Origin of the sequence: Paenibacillus sp. LBL, assembly GCF_029893715.1 — a bacterium.
GTDB classification, from domain to species: domain Bacteria; phylum Bacillota; class Bacilli; order Paenibacillales; family Paenibacillaceae; genus Paenibacillus_AQ; species Paenibacillus_AQ glucanolyticus.
In genome coordinates this window covers 255,119-273,865 of sequence record NZ_JARXYU010000003.1, presented here as the reverse complement: position 1 = coordinate 273,865, position 18,747 = coordinate 255,119, and the positions used below count along the sequence as shown (strand labels likewise).

The following is an 18,747-nucleotide window of genomic DNA, read 5'->3' as shown; positions in this document are numbered from 1 at the left end:
ACACCTCACGGTGCCCGTTATTTTCCGATATGTTTCTATTGATCTATCGTTAATCTAAGACCTTCCTCTATCCCATAACCTCGATCGTTTCGGCCTTGTGATCTTGCTCGTACATCCAGACATCAATCTCATCAATATCCATCGGTTTGCCGTAATAATACCCCTGCATGACATGACAGCCGAGTCCGGTCAGAAAGTCGATGTGCTCTTTATTCTCCACACCCTCGGCAATCACATCCAGATTTAAATTCTCTGCCATGAGAACGATGGCGTTGATAATCGCCCGTTTACTGGGCGTATCTAAATCGTTGGTGAAGAGGCGGTCCAGCTTCAGTGCATCGATCGGAATCCGGTCGAGCAGCCCAATCGAGGAATAACCGGTTCCGAAATCATCCATGGACACTTTAACCCCTAAAGCTCTGATGTTCTCAAGCTGTCGAATAATGTCGTTCACATCGTGCAGCACCATGGACTCTGTAATCTCAAGCTCTAACAGATGCGGGTCCAGCTCCGCCTTGTCCAGCACATTCCGAACAAGCTCCAGCAGATTATCGCCGTGAAACAGCCGAATGGACAAGTTCACCGAGACGGGCTGAACGATTCCTCTCTCCTTCCATGCCCTGCACTGCTTGCAAGCCTCCTCAAGCGTCCATCGGGTCATCGGTATAATGAGCCCCGTCTCTTCGGCAATCGGAATAAATTCAAGCGGCGATATTACACCCAAGCGGGGATGATTCCAGCGAATCAACGCTTCAAACCCGACCAACCGGTTGCTTTTCACATTCCATTTCGGCTGATAGACGATGAAAAATTCCTTAAGCTCAAGCGCTCTCTGCAAATCCTTCTCCAATTCCATTTTGCGGACCTCTTGAACGCCCATCTCCTCGGTGTAGAGGCATTGCTGATTCTTGCCGAGTCCCTTCGCCTTATACATCGCCGTATCCGCATTCTTCAGCAGCGTGGACCTGTCCGAGCTATGAACAGAACCGATGCTGATTCCGATGCTTCCCGTAACGTACAATTCATTGCCATCGATAAAGTATACGTTTTTAATTTTTTGCAGAATATCTTCAGCCAGCCGCTGGGCATACATCGGATCGCTTTGCTTCAAAATGATGAGAAATTCGTCTCCGCCGATTCGGAATACCTGCTGGTAGCCTTGAATGAATTGACGCAGTCGATTCCCCACCTCCTGAACGAGCATATCCCCAACATGATGACCGAGTGTATCGTTGATGGCTTTAAATTGATCCAGATCCAGAAATAAAACACTGATCTTCTCCGTTTCGGAATTACTTTCGAAGAAGCGGTTCATTTCATTGCGGTTAGGCAAACCCGTAATCGTATCCTGATAGGCCAGCTTTTCCAGCACATGCCGGTCAAAGAACATGGCCCCCCACGAAATCAACAGAATCGCAAAAATCGTAATGGTCACACAGTACAACAGAAAGAGATCCACAGACTGCGGCTCATGCTGAGTGATCATGCCGGAATGAGGCTCAAACCGTGCAGCCATCATTCCTGTATAGTGCATCCCGCATACGGCAAATCCCATAATGACCGCGGAGCCCCACTTCAGGAAGCTGGACTTGGAATGATTGCGAAAGCGGAGAAACAATATTAACGCTGCATAAGATGCAGCCAGTGCAATGATGGCAGACAATACCCAAATGACCGGGTCATAGCTTATTTCCGCGTGCATAATCATGGCTTCCATCCCCATGTAATGCATGGTCACGATTCCGCTGCCCATAATCAAACCACCGATGGCGATTTTGAACCAGTTGATGTCTCTGGGCATGGTAATGTAAAAAGCGATGAAGGAGGAGACCACACTCGCCAGCATTGACATGATCGTCAGAGCAACATCATACTTCACGTTCATATTCATATGCAGGGCCAGCATGCCAACAAAATGCATCGACCAAATTCCGCTCCCCATCACCATTGCGCCGCCAAAAAGCCAAAAGAACCTGGATTTGCCGCTCGCATCTGAAATCTTGGACGTAATATTTAAAGCGGAATATGAAGCAAGTATAGCAATCACGATTGAAAGCCCAACAATATAAAAATTATAGCTGCCGTCCATCTGAGCTGTGCACACTCCTTTTTCGACTAATTCTTAAGTCCTATGATGATCATACGTTTCCTGTCGGACAACGTTCCTGTTTCATTCCGTATCTCAAACCTGTTCGTACCGGGAAAATGCCAAACTCTGATTATTTATTACAGCCTCCCTGCCCCCGCATCCTATTCCATGATAACCAAGTGAACTATTCAATTTCTCGACAAGCTCGGTATCGTTCAAAAGCAGCAAAATATGAATTGAGTCTAAAGAACTAGATATTCAACAAATCTCTGGGTATTCCCTCTATTACTTTAGAAATAATGGAAAATAAAGTGGTTACAGCGAAAAAATAAAAAAAACTGCGGAACGCCATAGTTCGGTCCGCAGCTTGCTCTTATATATTGCCCTCAAGGGTGCTTACCTTCGTTTTTTCATTCAAATACTTCTCGCCCCAGTCGCAGATTTGATCCAGGATCGGCTGCAGCGAGTCTCCCAATTCACTCAGCTCGTATACTACCTTCGGCGGCACTTGATTAAAGACCGTTCGAGTAATGATCCCATCCTCCTCCAGTTCCCGAAGAGTCTGGGTCAACATCTTCTGCGTAATGTCCGGCATCTGCTTTTTAATTTCGCTCGTTCGCTTGGGACCATAACTTAAGTGGCACAGTACAATGACCTTCCACTTGCCACCGATCACATCCATCGTCGCTTCAGACGGAATATTGTATTTCCGCTCCCCGTTCACCCGTATCCCCCTCCCCTCAAGTGTAGAGTTATATCGACTTCCTACAGGCACTTCCAGGTATTAATGATACTTTTGGGTACCTATAGAACTATTAAGTGCGTACTTCCTTCCTGTCATTATATGATACATAATCTCCTTAAGCCAGTGCTGCAGCAAATTATTGGAGGTGGAATCGCGATGACACTTATTTACATTGCTGGCGGTTATGGTGTAATCGGCAGTGCGCTTAGCATTCTGCTCTCCATTGAGCGCATTCTGGGCTGGGACGGCTCACCGCCTGCCCCGGGAGGCTTTTACCTGTCCGAAACATTAGTGCATGCAGATGCCGCAATGTCGCGTATTGAACAATTTGGCATACAAATTTTCAGAGAAGAAAGAGAAGGTGAATTTTTATGAAAGTACTAACGGTTGTCACACACCCACGGGAAAATTCCTTTACGTTTGCAGTTACCACGAGATTTGTGCAGGGGCTTCGGGATGCCGGGCATGAAGCGGAAGTACTGGACCTTCATCGCATAGGTTTCAATCCGGTCCTATGGGAGGCCGACGAACCCGATTGGTCTGATCCTAAGAAGCTTTATTCTCCCGAGGTTGAAGCCGAAATATCACGAATGAAGGAGCACGATGCACTGGCTTACATCTTCCCGGTGTGGTGGTATGGGGTCCCCGCGATGCTGAAGGGGTATATCGACCGTGTCTGGAATCAAGGCTTTGCTTACGGCGGCGGCTCGAAGCTTCACCATAAACAGGTGTTATGGCTGGCCTTGGCAGGCGCTTCAGAAGACCATTTTGCCAAGCGCAGCTACGATCAAATGCTCTCCCATTCCCTCAATGTCGGGATCTCCAATTACTCCGGAATCGAGAATTCCCGAGTAGAGTTCTTCTACGACACCCTGGAAGCTATACCGGAGCACATGGAGGGCTTGCTGGAGCGCGCTTATCAGTTGGGACTGCATTATGCGGATCTCAAGGGATAAAGAAATCACTGCTTCATAAAATAGGGTCAAACGTTCGTACGACAAAAAAAGCGACCTCCCTCGGAGGCCGCTTTCTGATTGATAAAACCCTACAGCTATCCATAGAACTCTGGAGTTTCTATGGATCCACATGCAATCATGGTCCCAACACACGGGACAGTCTAACGAGCAGAACGGCTGCTTCCGCCCGCGTCATCGGCTCGTTCGGAGCAAAACGGTTAGCGCCTCTTCCTTGGAGCAGTCCATAATCTGCAGCCGCTTGTACGTACGGCTTAGCCCAGACTGGAATCCCGCTGTCATCAGCATAGGAGGTATTCCCGTCCATTTCACCGGACTCATTCATCACACGGGACAGCACCGCGGCGATCTCGGCGCGCGTAATCGGCTGGCCAGGCCGGAAGGTGCCGTCGGCATAACCGATCATAAGACCTTCCGTAACCGCCATATGAACCCCATCATGAGCCCAGGCAGGTATCGAATTGCCATCGGTAAAGCTTATGGAAGAGCCGGTTAGATCGGCTTTCAGCAATCTTCCCATCATAACCGCCCATTCGGCGCGGCTGACAGAAGCATGGGGACGGAAAGTACCGGATACGTCTCCCTTAACAATCCCGAGCGTAAAAGCCTTCTGGATGTCGGGCTCGGCCCAATGCCCCTGTATGTCAATAAAAGAGTTCTGAATCTCTTGATTCGGCTGTTCCCCTGTCTCCTCCAATGGCTCCCGCTTCAAGGTAAGGCGATAGGTTGTCGCCGATCCATCCTCAGCCTGAACACGAATCGTCAAGACATTATCCCCGTCCTTTAGAGGAACCGTGTAACCAGAGGTTACCCGCTCACCGTTGATCTCAACTTTTGCAGCAGAATGCATGATACGAGGGCTCACTACAACTTGAGCTTCCTTGGTGGTTACCGTATAATCGTAAACCCCTGCCTGGAATGGTGGAGTCAATGTGATTGGTTGGTCCCCTGCCGTAAGGCTCAGCTGCTGCAGCCTGGATTCCGAAGATAGTACCGATGGAACGGAGCCCGAGGACGATGATCCTGATCCTGACCCTGACCCCGAGCCGGAACCCGGAGCTGATGCAGACTGAATGGTCCCTTCAAGCCCTGGGCTGGCATTTCGGGCCGCATCCACTGCTTTAATCGCAAAATTATAGGTCGTATTCGCGGCCAAGCCGTTTATTGTATAATTTCTAGTTGTTGCAGGAACAGATTGTATAATCGTACCGCCTTGATATATTTCATAAGCAGCAATTCCCCTGTCGTCACTTGCTGCTGGCCACTCCAGGGTAACGGCACTTGACGTAACACTGGAGAATATCAGCTTCGCGCCAGTTTGCCATGAAGGCGGGGACGTGTCCGGAGAATCCGGCGGCACATCCTTAACGAGTGTCATCGTGACAACGGCTGACGCCTCCTGAGCGGATTCATTACCAGCGGCATCCGCTGCGGTCACAACGAATGCGTAGGTACCCGGACTGAGGTCACCGATATCAGCAGGCAGTATTGAGCCGTCGGCTGCACTGAGGCCCAGCCCAATCGGTGCTCCCCATTCTCCGGCATTTACTGTGCCGTCCGCATCGGCATCTACCCAAGGGTACGCCTTCACCATCGCTCCAGCTTCGCTGACCGCACCTGCCTCACCGTACAATTGATCCGGCATTCCCTGATACTGATCGATGATACGAAACTTGGAGACATCAAGGACAGGGGGCGTTGTATCCGGAACAGCTACCGGTTCACGAATCGTCACTTCGGCTCTCGCAGATGCTCCAAGAACAGCACCGTTCGTCGGATTACCCAGTTCAACAAAAAATGTCCGATCCCCCTGATCCCCATTCCTGCCTATAATGGAAATGGGATAAGACTTGGTTGTCTCTCCTTCATTAAACACAAGCAGCTCATCAACGGAGTTATAATCCGTACCGGCAATTGCTGTTCCTTCTATTGTGCGAAGCGAAACCTTGGTTTGACCGTAGCTGCCTGCTGCCCGGTAGACCGAAACCGTCACGCTTGCCGAATTCTCGGCAGCCTCGTATCGATCCTGCGCCAGGGACACAACACCCTCAGCAGCACTGTTGAAGATTTTAATATAGCCATAACTGATATCGATTATATCCGCTTTGCCGTCCCCGTTAAAATCCCCCGAAGCCACCGCAGATGACGGCCGGTCGAAATATGTCCGGGCAGATTGAAAGGTGCCATCCCCGTTGCCCAGCAGTATCGGATTGGATGAATCCTGGACTCCTCCGAGGAGATCCAGATTACCATCCCCATCAAAATCAGCAACCTCAAGATCTAGAGGAGAATGCCCCAATGGAAGTGTAATAACAGGCCTGAACGTTCCGTCCCCGTTACCAAGAAACACGTTCGCCGTGTGATCTCCATTGGCGGCTAACGCCAGGTCCATGTACCCGTCTGAATTCAAATCGGCTGCTTGAAGACCAATAGGCGATCTTCCCGAACTGATGGCCAATACGGAAGTAAACCCGCCCTGGCCGTCACCAAGCAATATGTTTACGTTATTCGATCCTACATTAGCAACAGCTAAATCCACGATCCCGTCGCTATTCAAATCCTCAGAGGCTACACTGCGAGGTGACATCCCTACAGGTACTGTGATCGCTGTCCTAAATGTTCCATCACCCATGCCCCGCAAGATGGATACGGTGTTGGAGCTGTTGTTCGTTACGGCGAGATCCAAGATCCCATCCCCGTTAAAATCCTTAGCTGCCAATCCCACTGGCCAATTGCCTGTCGGGTACGCCACTTGTTGTTCGAATGTCCCATCCCCGCGTCCTATCAGAATGCCTACCGTATTATCCACGGCATTCGACACTGCCACATCTGCATGCCCATCGCCATTAAAGTCGGCAACAGTGACCGCCCGAGGAGACCTCCCGACAGAAGTATCCTGCTTCATCTGGAAGGTTCCATCCCCGTTACCCAGGAGAACAGATATTTTATTTTCCACCAAATCGAAAACAATGACATCCGCTCTTCCGTCCCCATTGACGTCATCTGCCACAGCGTCGTAAGGATTTGTTCCCGCGCGGTATAACACGCCATCCTGAACTAGCAGTTTGTCCGCGGCATGCCCCTGTAAGGGTGCAGCCAACAGAGACAGACCCAGAAGGATCGGTAGCAATCTGCGGGCTCTGACTACACTTTTCTCCAGCTTCAACTCTCATTCCCCCTTTTAAGCAAATCTATTATATCTCAACCTTTCCAACGAAAAATCCCCCTGCAGGGGGATGTGGGGCCATTACTTATTGCTTCAGTAGGATCGTCGGCAGACATATTTCAAAATTTGAAACATTTCAACCATGGGTACCGTACATATAAACAATGAAAATTACGGACAGAAGGAGGTACCGTCGATGATGCCCCAAGGAATGTCTTTTGGCGGAGGGTTTGATTTTATGTTTACGCTGGTTCCCATTCTGATCGGGATTGTGTTCGTTATTGTGATTATCGGCTTCATCTCCAATGGCGCCCCCTATGTCAAGAATGCCAAATCGCCACGCACTTCCGAATTTGCCCGGGTGGTCTCCAAACGGATGGACGTCCGCCATCATACCAATCACCACAACGACGACAACGGAATGATGCACGCGAACCACTCGTCCCGCACGTATTATTACATCACCCTCGAATTTGATAATGGAGAACGGAGAGAGTACCTCGACGTCAAAAATCTATACGGTCTTGTTGTGGAGGGAGATACCGGCTATGCTTCCATCCAGGGCGATTGGATCGTTGCGTTTGAGCGGAATCTGCAGCCGCAATCCTAATGGATATGAAGATCATACCATTCTAAATTGCAACCGTGCTCCTACTTAAAATATCGCCACAGAACGACAGCCTTAGCTCCGTGATCATCTCGGGACTAAGGCTGTTGTTCATAACATCGCAAGAAAGGCAGTGCCGTCGTAAGCCATTATTTTGGGATTGATATGGACACGGACAGCACTAATGACGCTGCCAGCAGCTCTCTCCGGGACACGCCGCCCTTCAAACCAAAGCCAATGCTTATTCAAATGTTGGGAAACTTCGCAGAATGGTTTCCTTACGCCCCTTCATGTACCACTGCCCCCACGGATGGAGGTTGTCGAACTTTCCCCCGCAGGCTTGGAACAGTTTGATATAACGGCCCATTTCCCGGAGCTTCATGAAGTATGGGATTTCCCGAAGCCACTTCTCCTCCAGCTGATGCTCTCTACGATATCCATCCAGGAACGGCATAAGGAATTTGCCCGGGTCCGGGTCGGCCCCTTCGGTTAAACTTGAGAAAAAAGCAGCCACCGCAATATCATCAATAAACCATGAATACCGACTCGCATCAAAATCAATCAAACACAGCGAACTCCCATGAACAAAAAAATTACCGTAATGAAAATCAGCATGAATCAATCCATAAGTCTCCGCTGACACCGGAAGGGCTGAGATATAATGGAACAATGCCTGGTGCCGAGAGATGATCTCCTGTTCGGATGGTGGTAAATCGATATGCAACACCTTTTGGGCTTCAAATGACCAGTCCGGCCGTTTCGTGACAGGATCCTGGTGAACGTACGCTTGGGTGATGCGGTGCATATGGCCCATGAATTGGCCCATTCCCCTGTATAGATGCTCATTGGCATCATTCTCTCCCACCGGACGCCCCTTGGCCTCCTCGTAACATACGGCCGTATATTCACGGCCTTCCGCCGGGATGCGCTCCGCCATCTTCCCATCTACCGAGTACAGCGGTCTCGAAACACAGACACCCTTGCTTGCCAGAAACTCGACCCACTGTACTTCGCCTGCAATCTTTGCATACGGCTTGTGGGACTCATCGGTTATACGCAGGAAAACCTTGCGCTCTCCATGCCGATAGGAGGAAATCAAGCTATGCTCGGAGTCATGCGTTTGCTCCAGATTCTTTTCCAGCAGTCCGAATTTGTCTGCAGCTTCTATGCTCCACTTCATCCGGTGTTCCAATCCACAGCACCCCCTAACAAACTAAAGAACATTCCATTCCATCAGCCTAACCAAAAAGCGACCCTGTCAGATCTACGGATCACACTCCTCCTCTGCTCCAAGGGTAACCCTCCCAATCCCTTTTTCAATTCCAATTGTTGTGGTCAAAATGTTGGAGGGATATAATACGGGAGATAGATAAAATCGTCATGCATGAAAGAGGACCCCTATTATGAATCCTGAAACTCGCCATACCCGAACCCAACTCATCATAGAAGCAGCCGAGCATGTGTTTGCACATAAAGGCATTGAAAAAGCCACCATGCAGGATGTGGCCACCGAGGCCAAAATAGGCGTAGCGACCGTTTTTCGCTTTTTTCCCCGCAAAGAGAAGCTTGTTGTTGCGGTTGCGACGAAGAAGCTGGAGGCCGTCCTTGAGACCTTTCACTCCATCGCTGACCTGCCGATTTCCTGCATCGAGAAGCTGGAGCTGTTCTTCGACAACTTCATTTCCCTGCTGGAGCAAAAAGCCAGTTCCAACGTCAAGCTGCTCGAGAATTTCGAGAGTTATGCCGCTCAATTCACGGAGCCTCTCGAAGATATCGAGCTGTTTAACGCCGTCTACCGGAACATCTCCAAGGTATTCTCGACCATTGTCGAGCAAGGCATCCAGGACGGGTCGATTCAAGCCGACCTTCCGATCTCCGAGACGCTCTCTACCATCATCAATACGTTTGGTATTTTTGCCAGAAAGCTGTCCCTCCAGAAGAACATTCTGGTGGTCGAGCCTGACCTCGCGCCCGAGAAACAGCTGGCTATTCTTAAGCACATCCTGCTCAATTATTTGAGAACATAAGGATGAAGTCCCCATAAAAAAGAGTGCGCAGCACCCTATCTGCTCACTCTTATTTCGTTATGTCCACATCTACAAACCCAGCTTATGTCCCCGCTCCAAGCGCTGAATCTGCTCTTCGCCCGTTACGGCCAGTTCGCTGAACTGCTGGATCGTCTCCCGCATCCGCGGAAGAGCCTCCTGCTTGTAGGTGCTGATGGAATCCAGAGCCGACAGCACATCCGTGAACGCTTGCTTCAACGTATCCACGGAAATACTCGTTTCGAGCGATTGCTTGTGAATGGCAGCACCCTGATCCTTCAGCATTTTGGAGGTTGCGCTGATCAGGTTATTCGTGGTTTCGTTCAACAGCTCGATTTTCTTCAGGACAATCTTCTGATTATAGAGGGCGCTGGCTACCGTCACCGAGATTTTGAGCGCCGATACCGTTACGTTCCTTGCCCGATCCACGCCGCGGATCAACTCCTTGTTGTTCCGGATGACGACTTCAATAGCCATGATCCCCTGCTGGTTCACGACCAGCATCTGCTGCAGGTCCATCACCCGCTGGCGCAGCGGGAACAGTACCTCCTCGGTAATGAACCGGATTTTGTCCTCCGACTCCTGGCGTATTTTGGCCGCCTCAATCTGGGATTCGATTTCGGTGTCCATCAGCATACCCAGCTGAATTTCCTTTTGCAGCCTTTTGGTGAGCTCGCGGAGGGCCTGCTGCTCGATCTCGAGCGTGGTATTGTCGTTCTTTAATACCGTCTTTCCTTTATCCAGGGAAATGATGATATCCGAAATCACGGCATCCGCTTTTTGAAACTTGGCAAAATATCGCCGGAGCGGGTTAAACACCATGCCCAGAATCCCGCTCTTCGCAAAATCGATGACGCTCGGGTCCAGATCCTTCAGCTGCAGCTGCAGCTCCGTGAGCCCTCTGGCAACCTGGCCGCCTTCGTCCCCGGTTTTGGATAATCTTCCTACCGATACTTGCAGCAGTCCATTCTTCTCCGAAGAGGATCTCATCGTGCCCATACCGAAGGTGTCAATGGATTGCAGTACCTGTCTTCTCTTCTCGAGTGATTCGATATCCAGCTCCATGATGGCCTGCACGTTGCTCGCTGCCAGCTCCTTGAGCTGCGTGACTTCCTCTGGCTCGGGCTTCACCTGCTCTTCAATCGCATGCTTAATCTCTTCGGGACGAATGACTTCCATCGTAAATGACAATATAACCCCTCCTACAAGTTTCTGTAAAAACTTCGATATCAGAATAATATAAGATGCCCTTTCCTTCCGAGATAAGGGGTATGCCTCTAGAGTTTATGCTTGCTTATCTCTTAAAATGAGCGAGTATCACTTGGGATGAAACTACATCTGCACGTTCAGCAGCTGACCGATTTTATACACGACATCATCCGTATCGGCATTGATGCTGGCCGCTTCGTTAATGCTGGAGATGCTTTGAAGCGCCTGGATGTTGGCGTTATATCCAATTGTGTATACCGGGATTTTGAAGGCTTTAATCAGCTCCCGGATATCATCAAGGGAATGCCCTACGTTGGTCTCCCCGTCACTCAGCACAAAAATCAAAGGCTTCACGTCCGGATTCACCGCCATCTCGTCATGAAGCATCTTCATCGCCACCACAATGCCGTCAAATGTTGCGGTATTCCCGCTGGCCTCAAGGCTGTTAATCGCTCCGACAAACATCGACTGCTGGTTCAGGTCGTATTTGCCGATCGGAAGATTGATCGCGACATCCGTGGAATACGATACGAAGCCGATGCTGTTATCTCTGCCCAAATATTTCTGCCCCGTCAGCAAGGATTCCTTAAGACGGTGCAGAGGCTCGCCGTCCATGCTGCCTGATACGTCCGCTACAAATACGGCCGCAACTGGCTTGTTGCCATCCTTCTTCTCCTTCCACAGCTTCTGTGCGGACGGCAGCAGACTGCTGTCCACGACATCCAGCTCGGATTGGTAATCATTAAGGCCATTGAACCCTTTTTTATCGGCTAACTGTTGATATGGATCCTGTTCAACAAACGCTGCAAATTTCTTAATGATTTCTAACTTCTCCTTCGGCAAGTTCCCCAGTGCATACAAGGGACTGTCGTGCCTTACGCCAAACGGAGTAAACACGTAACCGCTCTTCATATCCGCCGCATTGACATAAGTCTGGTACTCCAGAACAAAAGCGTCCAGCATGCCCGACTTCGCCGCATCACGCATCTGGATCGTGGTTGAGGCCGTGAAAGGGACGTTCGCCTGGAATTTCTCGAAGCCCTGCACTGCTTTTTCGCTGAGCAGGTCTGAACTGTCAAACGTTTCAAGTGCCGTAATCAGGAAGTTGAGACCCGTGGAGCTGGCAAAAGGATCCGTGTAACCCATCGCTAGCTCATTATTGGATATCGCATCCGTCAGCGTCTTGACGTTCAGAGAGCCGTACTTCTCCACCAGCTCATCGTATTTGGCCTTTCTGGTCACAACACCGGTCACATTTCCGGTCAGACGCTTGGATACAATCTCCGCCTTGACGCCATATTCCTTAACCATTGCCCCCCACAGCTCATTCGAGGGCGTAAACGCATCCGGTACGTACTTGCCTGATGTTATGTAATCGGTTGCGGTTCCTGAAGCGATGTTGCGGATCTTCACAGATACCGGCTTTCCATTCACCACCGGCTTCGACAGGTTGAACTCCGTTGCTACTTCATTCAACCATCCGTCAATGCCCGGTCCTGCCTTCTCCGGAGATGAGAAGATTTCGACGAAGAGCTCCGTTGTATTCTCAACCGAGATCGGGAATTTGGATATGTCGGGCAAAGAATCCGCTACGGCGACCGGATCCAGGTCAACCTGACCTTTGATCGGGTCCGCCGCCGTGACCACAATGTCCTTGTAGATTTTGTTTATTTTCTTAGCTGCATCTTCCGAGTTAACCTCGGCTTGGCTTTTTCCCAGATTGGAGGTTAACGTAATCCCCGCATACACCAGAACAAACACAACGACCGCAATGGCCACTAGGACAACAAAGGCACTCCCTTTGCTTCGCATACTCATCTCCCTCTCTTATTGCTTGTATAATTTGGTTTGCTTGATCAACGCATCGATTTCCTTCATGCACGGCATATCTTCAACATCCCGGTAATCGGAACTGCCCAGTAATGAGATTTCCAGCAGCAGCTTATCCAGCTTCAGCATAATTTCCTCGTTGGCATCCAGATAACCGGCAACGTATGCCAGATACTCCTGGTACAGTTCCGTTTTCTTCTGTGCGACCTTGCTGGATAGCCGGGCTGATTTCTGCGGATTGGACATATTCGTGAAATCGGAAGCGGTGAAGGCACCAAGCTTGTTAAGGATCCCTCTGATATTGAGATAGAAGAGTTTCTCCACCTCGTCAATGACCGCCATGAATTTCTTGTAGCTGAGCTCCGTCGGTTCAAAGCGTTCACCCAGAACGCTTAGCAGCGCGCTTCTCTTTTTCTCGATTCGTTCCAATTGGTCCAGGGCAAGGTCAATGTCGTTCTTCAGCACTTTCACATGGCGGTAATGGTGAAGGGAGTTTATGTAATCCTCGCGGGTTTGAATCGTTTTGATCGGCTTCACAGCCGGAGACTTGAATAACAAGGCATAACTGCCATAGAACAATAGAAGAGCGCTGACAACCCATACCGTAACAACCGATGCCGTCTCGAAGGCGCTGTCGCCGCCGATGTGGAATCCCAGCAAGCCGGGCGAAACAAGCACAACATTCACCATGGCGATAACCGCCATAAGCAGGAGCAGCTTCACAGATTTCGAGCCATTCAAGAAATTAACACCTCCCCTACTCCTAAAGAGCGATAACTGGTTCTTCCCTATAACAGCCTCTCAAATATCCATAAATCCATAGACAACTGAAGGATATAACACATACTACGTCTTCATTCGAAGTTAGATGCATTTTCCTCACGGGATGGGCCTGGCGATTTACAATTCATGATTCATGGCATACTTATCGGATTTGCGCCTGACCCTGATAATACCCATATTATCGTCCTTGCCTGGAAATTCGTGAGTGATCCTAAAAGAAACTGCCGTACTAACAGGGGATTCAAAGATGAGGTAAGTCAGATCATAGAGGTAGCGTAACTATATCAAAATTACATAAATAATCCAATGGTTCTGCGTCAAAAGACACAAAAAAAGTCTTCCAGGCCATCCCATCCCTGAAAGACTTTTGTTTCTTATAAATAGCTTAAGCTCCGATCAGCGGGCAGCAGCCTTACGCCTTCCCACGCGGGAGTTTATCCGCATACCTTGTCCGCAGTTTCCCCAAATCATCCAGCTTCTTGAGCACCTGCTCCTTGTTCAGCATGCCAATGCTCAAGATCAGCTGCTCCACGAGCAGCAGCGGCGTCACCATGGAATGAAATTCTCCCATATCCCCCCGACTGACAAAAAACGAGAGCTGAGCCGGTGTTCCATACCGGAAATCCTCCCGGTCGGTGATCATGATGGCTGCATTTCGAACACGACTCACACAGTCCAGGATGACCTCCGTTTCCGGCAGCATTCGGGTGAAGCTGAAGATGAGCACGACATCGTCCTGTTCCAAATGCGCGAGCGATTCCAGCAGCTCATGGCCGCTTCCGGCCATAAGCCGAATGGACATGCCGAACCGGGACAGGCGATACGATAACAGCTCCCCGAGCGATAAGGACGGTCCCGGCGCATACACATACACACGTCTGGCCGAAGCCATCAGCCTGGCCGCCTGCTCCAGATCATCCGGATCCGTCTTCTTCGATGTCTCTTGAAGATGGTGCACGGCCTGCTCCAGCATCTTTACCGGCAAGCTGGATGCATCCATCTCGGATATCGTTTTTTCCAGCTTCACAGCCGGTGTCTTGTCCGAGGTCTCCCGAAGCTTCAGCTTAAACGCCTTGGCATTCTCGTACCCGACAGCACGCCAGAACCGGGATACGGTTGCAATGCTGGTACCCAGCCGGTCCGCGATTTCCTGCTCCGTCATGAACAGCATCTCCTCGGGATAGCGTTCGATGAAATCGGCGATTTTGAGCTGACTCGGCGAGAATCCGGATTTATCGGAAAATAGGTTCTTCAATTGCGCTGCACTCCTTCTACAGTGGGAATCTTGGGCGTCTTCTTACCAGTCCATCATACGCCGTGATTGTTATGTAAGTTTTATTTCATGATTATATTTATGTAAAAAATATTACACTGCGTTGACATACTACTCCGTTCATTTTAATAATCGCCTCCTATACTAATAGCAAATCCCATTTCCAAGGAGGCTTTTCTTAATGGCAAGCAATTCACGGGTGTACACCCTCACATCTTCCCAGAAAATGATGATCTTTGTTCTGTCCATGTCCCTGTACGGACTATCCAACATGTTCACGGAGCTCATCCCGTCATTCCGATTAGGTCCTGTCGAGCTTTCCGTTGAGTATTTCGCTTTTATCCCCCTCACCCTTTGCATGCTGTTTCATCCTTTTTATGCAGCTGTAGGAGCGGCGCTTGGCGAGGTCATCTTCGGTGAACTGATGCTGGGTCAATTCGGTGGATTGGGCGAGCTGGAGAAATTCCTTACCTTCTCCTTCGCCATGTACGTTGCCGGACGCATGGTGAAGGATCCTCTTAACCGGACGCAAGTAGGCGTTGCAGCCATGACCGGCGTTATCATCCATCAGTTGTGCAGCTCATTGGTGGATATCGGCAAGGTATGGATCGGCGTCGAAGAATTTGAAGCCGTTCCCGGGCTTGCGCAGAGCGTGGTTCTGGTTGAAGGCGTCGGCTTCCTGAATGATGTGCTGTTCTCCGGCATTCTGTTTGCCCTGCTGCCTACATTATATCTGGTTCCCCGATTGTATGGAAAAATCGAGCCGCTGCTTGGCATCAAGCCCCGGCAGAAGCTGACCCAGTATGAAGCGGCCGGCATCATCTCGCCGAAACTGGTTATCCTCGGGATCGTGCTTGCGCTCGTTGCCTTCGGAGCCGAATCCCTCTCCGAGACGGACTGGAACTTCGGGGAATGGGACAGCGGCTTTGCAGATCGGTTCGGTGTCGGCGCCATCTGGATCAGTATCGCAGCAGCTGCGATTATCGCCCTGGCCGTGCTGGTGTTCATGCGGGTCCGCAGAAACCGCAGTATGAAAGAAGAACATGCAGCGGAGAAACTGCCTTATGCCTAAACAAGTCACCAATCCTAATGTCAGCCCGGCTGTAAACATAACCGATGTAACGTTTGTCTATCCCGGCTCCGAGCAGCCGGTGCTGAATGGAGCTTCCCTTACGATTGGCCGGGGCAGCTTCACGGCGATCATCGGGGGGAATGGCTGCGGCAAATCAACGCTATGCAAGCTGTTCAACGGCCTGATCCCCCATTATTATTCAGGGGATTTCACGGGAACCGTTGAAATATGCGGGCTATCCGCCGAGAAGCATACCGTCTCGGAGCTGTCCCGTATGGTGGGTTATGTATATCAGGATTTTGATAACCAGCTGGTCCGACCGACCGTGCTGGATGAAGCGGTATTCGCTCCGCTGAATTATGGTCTGGCCGAATATCAGGAGATGGGTTCCCGCGCCCTTGAGCTGTGCGGACTGACACATCTGAAAGACCGCTACATATGGGAGCTGAGCGGCGGTCAGAAGCATCTGCTCGCCTTGGCGGGAGCGCTCTCGCTGGAGCCGGATATTCTTGTCGTTGATGAGCCGGTATCCCAGCTCGACCCCCAGCATGCCAGGCAAGTATATGATGTGCTGCGCCAGCTGAACCGCGTACACGGGAAGACCATCATTGTAATTGAACATCATACAGAGTTTATTGCCGACTACTGCGAGGAAGTCTGCCTGATGGAGCAGGGAACCGTAAGATGGCAGCGGCCCGTAGCAGAGGCGCTGAACAGCCTTGAGGACCTGGAGCGGCTGGGTATCCAGCCCCCAGAGGTTACCAAGGCGGCCGTCCAGCTGGCGGTCATGCTGAATCGTAGCGACATGGCTGCAGACCGTCCGCTTGGAGCACAGCCGATGCCGACCGGCTCCGAATCCGGCTCCCGCGCTGCCGGACTCGCTGAATCTCCGATCAAGCAGCCTTATCCGATTACCGCGGAAGCCGCCGAGATCTACTTCCAGGATCTTCTAACTCGGCAGGATGATCATTCACAGATGAATCGCAAACCACCCGCTCCGGGAGCGAATGATGATGCCCTCTTTACCGGCTTACACACGAAGCGAGGAATTCCTGAACCGCTGATGCAGGAAGAGGAGTTAGAGAGGCATCGGAGGCCAAGCACGGCTGTGCAGGAAGAGGTGGCAGGGCCGCTCTGGAAGCACAGCACGGTTGTGCGAGAAGACGTGGCAGAGCCGTTCCGGAAGCACAGCACGGTTGTGCGGGAAGACGTGGCAGAGCCGTTCCGGAAGCACAGCACGGCTGGGCGGGAAGACGTGGCAGGGCCGTTCCGGAAGCACAGCACGGTTGTGCAGTTGAATCAGGCCGCACTAAGGTACCGCACGATCCGCAAAGCAGATCATGAAGTGCTGCGAGGCATCGATTTGAGCTTGCACGAAGGCGAACGGATCGCTCTTGTAGGCAACAATGGTGCAGGCAAATCGTCCCTTCTGAAGCTGATCGCCGGAATCGCCAAGCCTTCAAGCGGCTCTGTGGAAATTATGGGACAAAGCACAGCGTTATCGTCGATGGATCAGATCTCCTCAAAGGTGGCTTATGTCTTTCAGAATCCGGAGGATATGTTCATTGAGGATAGCGTGTATAAGGAAGTTGCCTACGGCTTGACGAGCCGCCACTACCCGGAAGCGGAAGACAGGGCCAATCGAATGCTGGCCCACTTCCGCCTCGAGCCCTTCAGGGAACGAGATGCCCGGCTTCTCAGTGGAGGGCAGCAGCGGCGTGTATCGCTGGCGATAGGCTCGGCGATGATGCCTCATCTTATTCTGCTGGATGAGCCTACCGCCAATCTGGATTTAGCCACCCGTGAAGAGCTGCTGGGCACGCTGAAGGAGCTGGAGCAGCAGGTCCGTACGGTCATCATCGCCACGCATGACATGCAGTTGGTCCACCAATGGGCAACCCGAGTGATCGTGCTGCATCATGGCATGGTCGCTGGGGATGGCTCGGCTGCCGACATTTTTGCTGATCCTGCCTTAATCCATCGAGCCGGGCTAGCGCCTACCCAGATGATGGATTTATCCGCAAGGCTCGGCATCAACCCGCCGTACAGCTCTCCCACTGGGTTGGCACAGCATGTATACGCGATGATGACAGAACAGGAGGGAAGACACGATGCAGCTCGTCCGCAGCTGGTTTAACAAAATTACCATCGAACGCATTCAGCTTGAGCTGATGAATACCGCCTATGGGAGCGGTCATGCCACGCTATCTCGGCTCGATCCGCGCGGGATGCTGATCTGGTATCTGTTTTTTGCCATCGCGCCATGGTTTATCTCCAGTATGACCGTGCTGGCCGGATTGTTTCTCATGATGGTGGTCACCACGATCCTGTCGCGGGTAACGCCGTTTATTATTTTAGTCCTCTGTCTGGGCTTGATCGGGCAAGTCGGCTGGCTGTTTATCCTGTCTCTCTTTTTTGGCGGGGACATCAGCTCGGCCTTGCCGCTGCTGAAGCTGACGCTCAAGCTATCGGTCGTGTCGCTGGCCAGCATCACGGTTTTCTCCGGAATGGATCCTGAAAAAATCAGCGACGGTCTGTTGGCGCTCGGCATGCCGGCCGCTTTCTCGTTCAGTCTGTCTTACGGCTACCGGATTCTGCCGGTACTGTTCGAGGAGTTCCGCCATGTGCTGCTCTCCTACCGACTGCGGGGTAAAGCGCCGGATCAACCCGGCTTTCTCTACTGGCGGCTCGGCGTCTATTATTTGAAGCTGCTGGTGCTGTCCTTCTTCCCATTAATGCTGGCCACGGCCAAGCGTTCCCGCACGACGGTGGAAGCGCTGGAAACCCGCGGTTTTTCTTATGGCATGAAGAATCCGGCAGCGAAGAAGCTGAAGCTGTCCCATCTGAAACTAACGTCGCGGGATATGCTCTTCCTATCCGGTACCGCCGGATATACGGCTCTGCTGTTCTGGGTCGGCTAACTCTAATACAGATTTTATAAGGAGTGTTTGAAT

At 51.1% G+C, this 18,747-nt stretch carries 15 protein-coding genes; 7 read left to right on the top strand and 8 right to left on the bottom strand.

The window, feature by feature from the left end; translation table 11 throughout:
• Nucleotides 1–67: 67 nt before the first annotated feature.
• Nucleotides 68–2,089: a bifunctional diguanylate cyclase/phosphodiesterase gene (locus tag M2277_RS09610; RefSeq protein ID WP_006207734.1), complete on the bottom strand. Its 2,022-nt coding sequence runs from the start codon at nt 2,087–2,089 to the stop codon at nt 68–70.
• A gap of 373 nt (nt 2,090–2,462) precedes the next feature.
• A complete protein-coding gene (locus M2277_RS09605; RefSeq protein WP_051449079.1) occupies nt 2,463–2,771 on the bottom strand; it encodes a winged helix-turn-helix transcriptional regulator in 309 nt (102 codons plus the stop codon).
• 219 nt (nt 2,772–2,990) lie between these two features.
• On the opposite strand from M2277_RS09605, the gene M2277_RS09600 reads away from it, so the two are divergent.
• Nucleotides 2,991–3,209, top strand: a complete 219-nt coding sequence (locus tag M2277_RS09600; RefSeq protein WP_006207732.1) for a hypothetical protein — start codon at nt 2,991–2,993, stop codon at nt 3,207–3,209.
• Nucleotides 3,206–3,790 (top strand): NAD(P)H oxidoreductase, encoded by a 585-nt coding sequence (locus M2277_RS09595; protein WP_280754665.1) that lies wholly within the window; start codon nt 3,206–3,208, stop codon nt 3,788–3,790. Before M2277_RS09600 ends, M2277_RS09595 begins: the two co-directional genes overlap by 4 nt.
• Nucleotides 3,791–3,926: 136 nt before the next feature.
• Here the strand turns inward: M2277_RS09595 and M2277_RS09590 are convergent, their stop codons facing one another.
• On the bottom strand, nt 3,927–6,974 hold the full coding sequence (locus M2277_RS09590) for an FG-GAP-like repeat-containing protein (protein ID WP_280754664.1): 3,048 nt from the start codon (nt 6,972–6,974) through the stop codon (nt 3,927–3,929).
• A gap of 196 nt (nt 6,975–7,170) precedes the next feature.
• On the opposite strand from M2277_RS09590, the gene M2277_RS09585 reads away from it, so the two are divergent.
• Nucleotides 7,171–7,584 carry a DUF2500 domain-containing protein gene (locus M2277_RS09585; RefSeq protein ID WP_006207729.1) on the top strand — a complete coding sequence of 138 codons (414 nt, stop codon included), beginning with the start codon at nt 7,171–7,173 and terminating at the stop codon, nt 7,582–7,584.
• A gap of 238 nt (nt 7,585–7,822) precedes the next feature.
• On the opposite strand, the gene M2277_RS09580 is transcribed toward M2277_RS09585, so the two are convergent.
• Nucleotides 7,823–8,773 carry a phosphotransferase enzyme family protein gene (locus M2277_RS09580; protein WP_006207728.1) on the bottom strand — a complete coding sequence of 317 codons (951 nt, stop codon included), beginning with the start codon at nt 8,771–8,773 and terminating at the stop codon, nt 7,823–7,825.
• Nucleotides 8,774–8,984: 211 nt separating this feature from the next.
• Here M2277_RS09580 and M2277_RS09575 point away from each other — a divergent pair, with 211 nt between their 5' ends.
• Nucleotides 8,985–9,608: a TetR/AcrR family transcriptional regulator gene (locus M2277_RS09575; RefSeq protein WP_006207727.1), complete on the top strand. Its 624-nt coding sequence runs from the start codon at nt 8,985–8,987 to the stop codon at nt 9,606–9,608.
• Between the two features lie 69 nt (nt 9,609–9,677).
• Here the strand turns inward: M2277_RS09575 and M2277_RS09570 are convergent, their stop codons facing one another.
• From M2277_RS09570 to M2277_RS09555, 4 genes are all read right to left on the bottom strand, one after another.
• Nucleotides 9,678–10,817 (bottom strand): toxic anion resistance protein, encoded by a 1,140-nt coding sequence (locus tag M2277_RS09570; RefSeq protein ID WP_006207726.1) that lies wholly within the window; start codon nt 10,815–10,817, stop codon nt 9,678–9,680.
• Between the two features lie 141 nt (nt 10,818–10,958).
• Nucleotides 10,959–12,647, bottom strand: a complete 1,689-nt coding sequence (locus M2277_RS09565; RefSeq protein WP_006207725.1) for a vWA domain-containing protein — start codon at nt 12,645–12,647, stop codon at nt 10,959–10,961.
• A 15-nt stretch (nt 12,648–12,662) separates the two neighbouring features.
• Entirely contained in the window at nt 12,663–13,406 is a 744-nt protein-coding gene (locus M2277_RS09560; RefSeq protein WP_006207724.1) for a hypothetical protein, read from the bottom strand.
• Between the two features lie 454 nt (nt 13,407–13,860).
• Nucleotides 13,861–14,703, bottom strand: coding sequence for a MurR/RpiR family transcriptional regulator (locus M2277_RS09555; RefSeq protein ID WP_006207723.1), 843 nt, complete (start codon nt 14,701–14,703; stop codon nt 13,861–13,863).
• Between the two features lie 199 nt (nt 14,704–14,902).
• Between M2277_RS09555 and M2277_RS09550 the strand changes: the two genes are divergently transcribed.
• The 3 genes from M2277_RS09550 to M2277_RS09540 are packed head-to-tail and all read left to right on the top strand — an operon-like array spanning nt 14,903 to nt 18,714.
• Nucleotides 14,903–15,793 carry a DUF8171 family membrane protein gene (locus M2277_RS09550; protein WP_006207722.1) on the top strand — a complete coding sequence of 297 codons (891 nt, stop codon included), beginning with the start codon at nt 14,903–14,905 and terminating at the stop codon, nt 15,791–15,793.
• Nucleotides 15,786–17,930 (top strand): ABC transporter ATP-binding protein, encoded by a 2,145-nt coding sequence (locus tag M2277_RS09545; RefSeq protein WP_006207721.1) that lies wholly within the window; start codon nt 15,786–15,788, stop codon nt 17,928–17,930. The genes M2277_RS09550 and M2277_RS09545 overlap by 8 nt, the downstream gene beginning before the upstream one ends.
• Complete coding sequence (locus M2277_RS09540) at nt 17,905–18,714, top strand: energy-coupling factor transporter transmembrane component T family protein (RefSeq protein WP_006207720.1); 810 nt, start codon at nt 17,905–17,907, stop codon at nt 18,712–18,714. The genes M2277_RS09545 and M2277_RS09540 overlap by 26 nt, the downstream gene beginning before the upstream one ends.
• Nucleotides 18,715–18,747 lie beyond the last annotated feature (33 nt).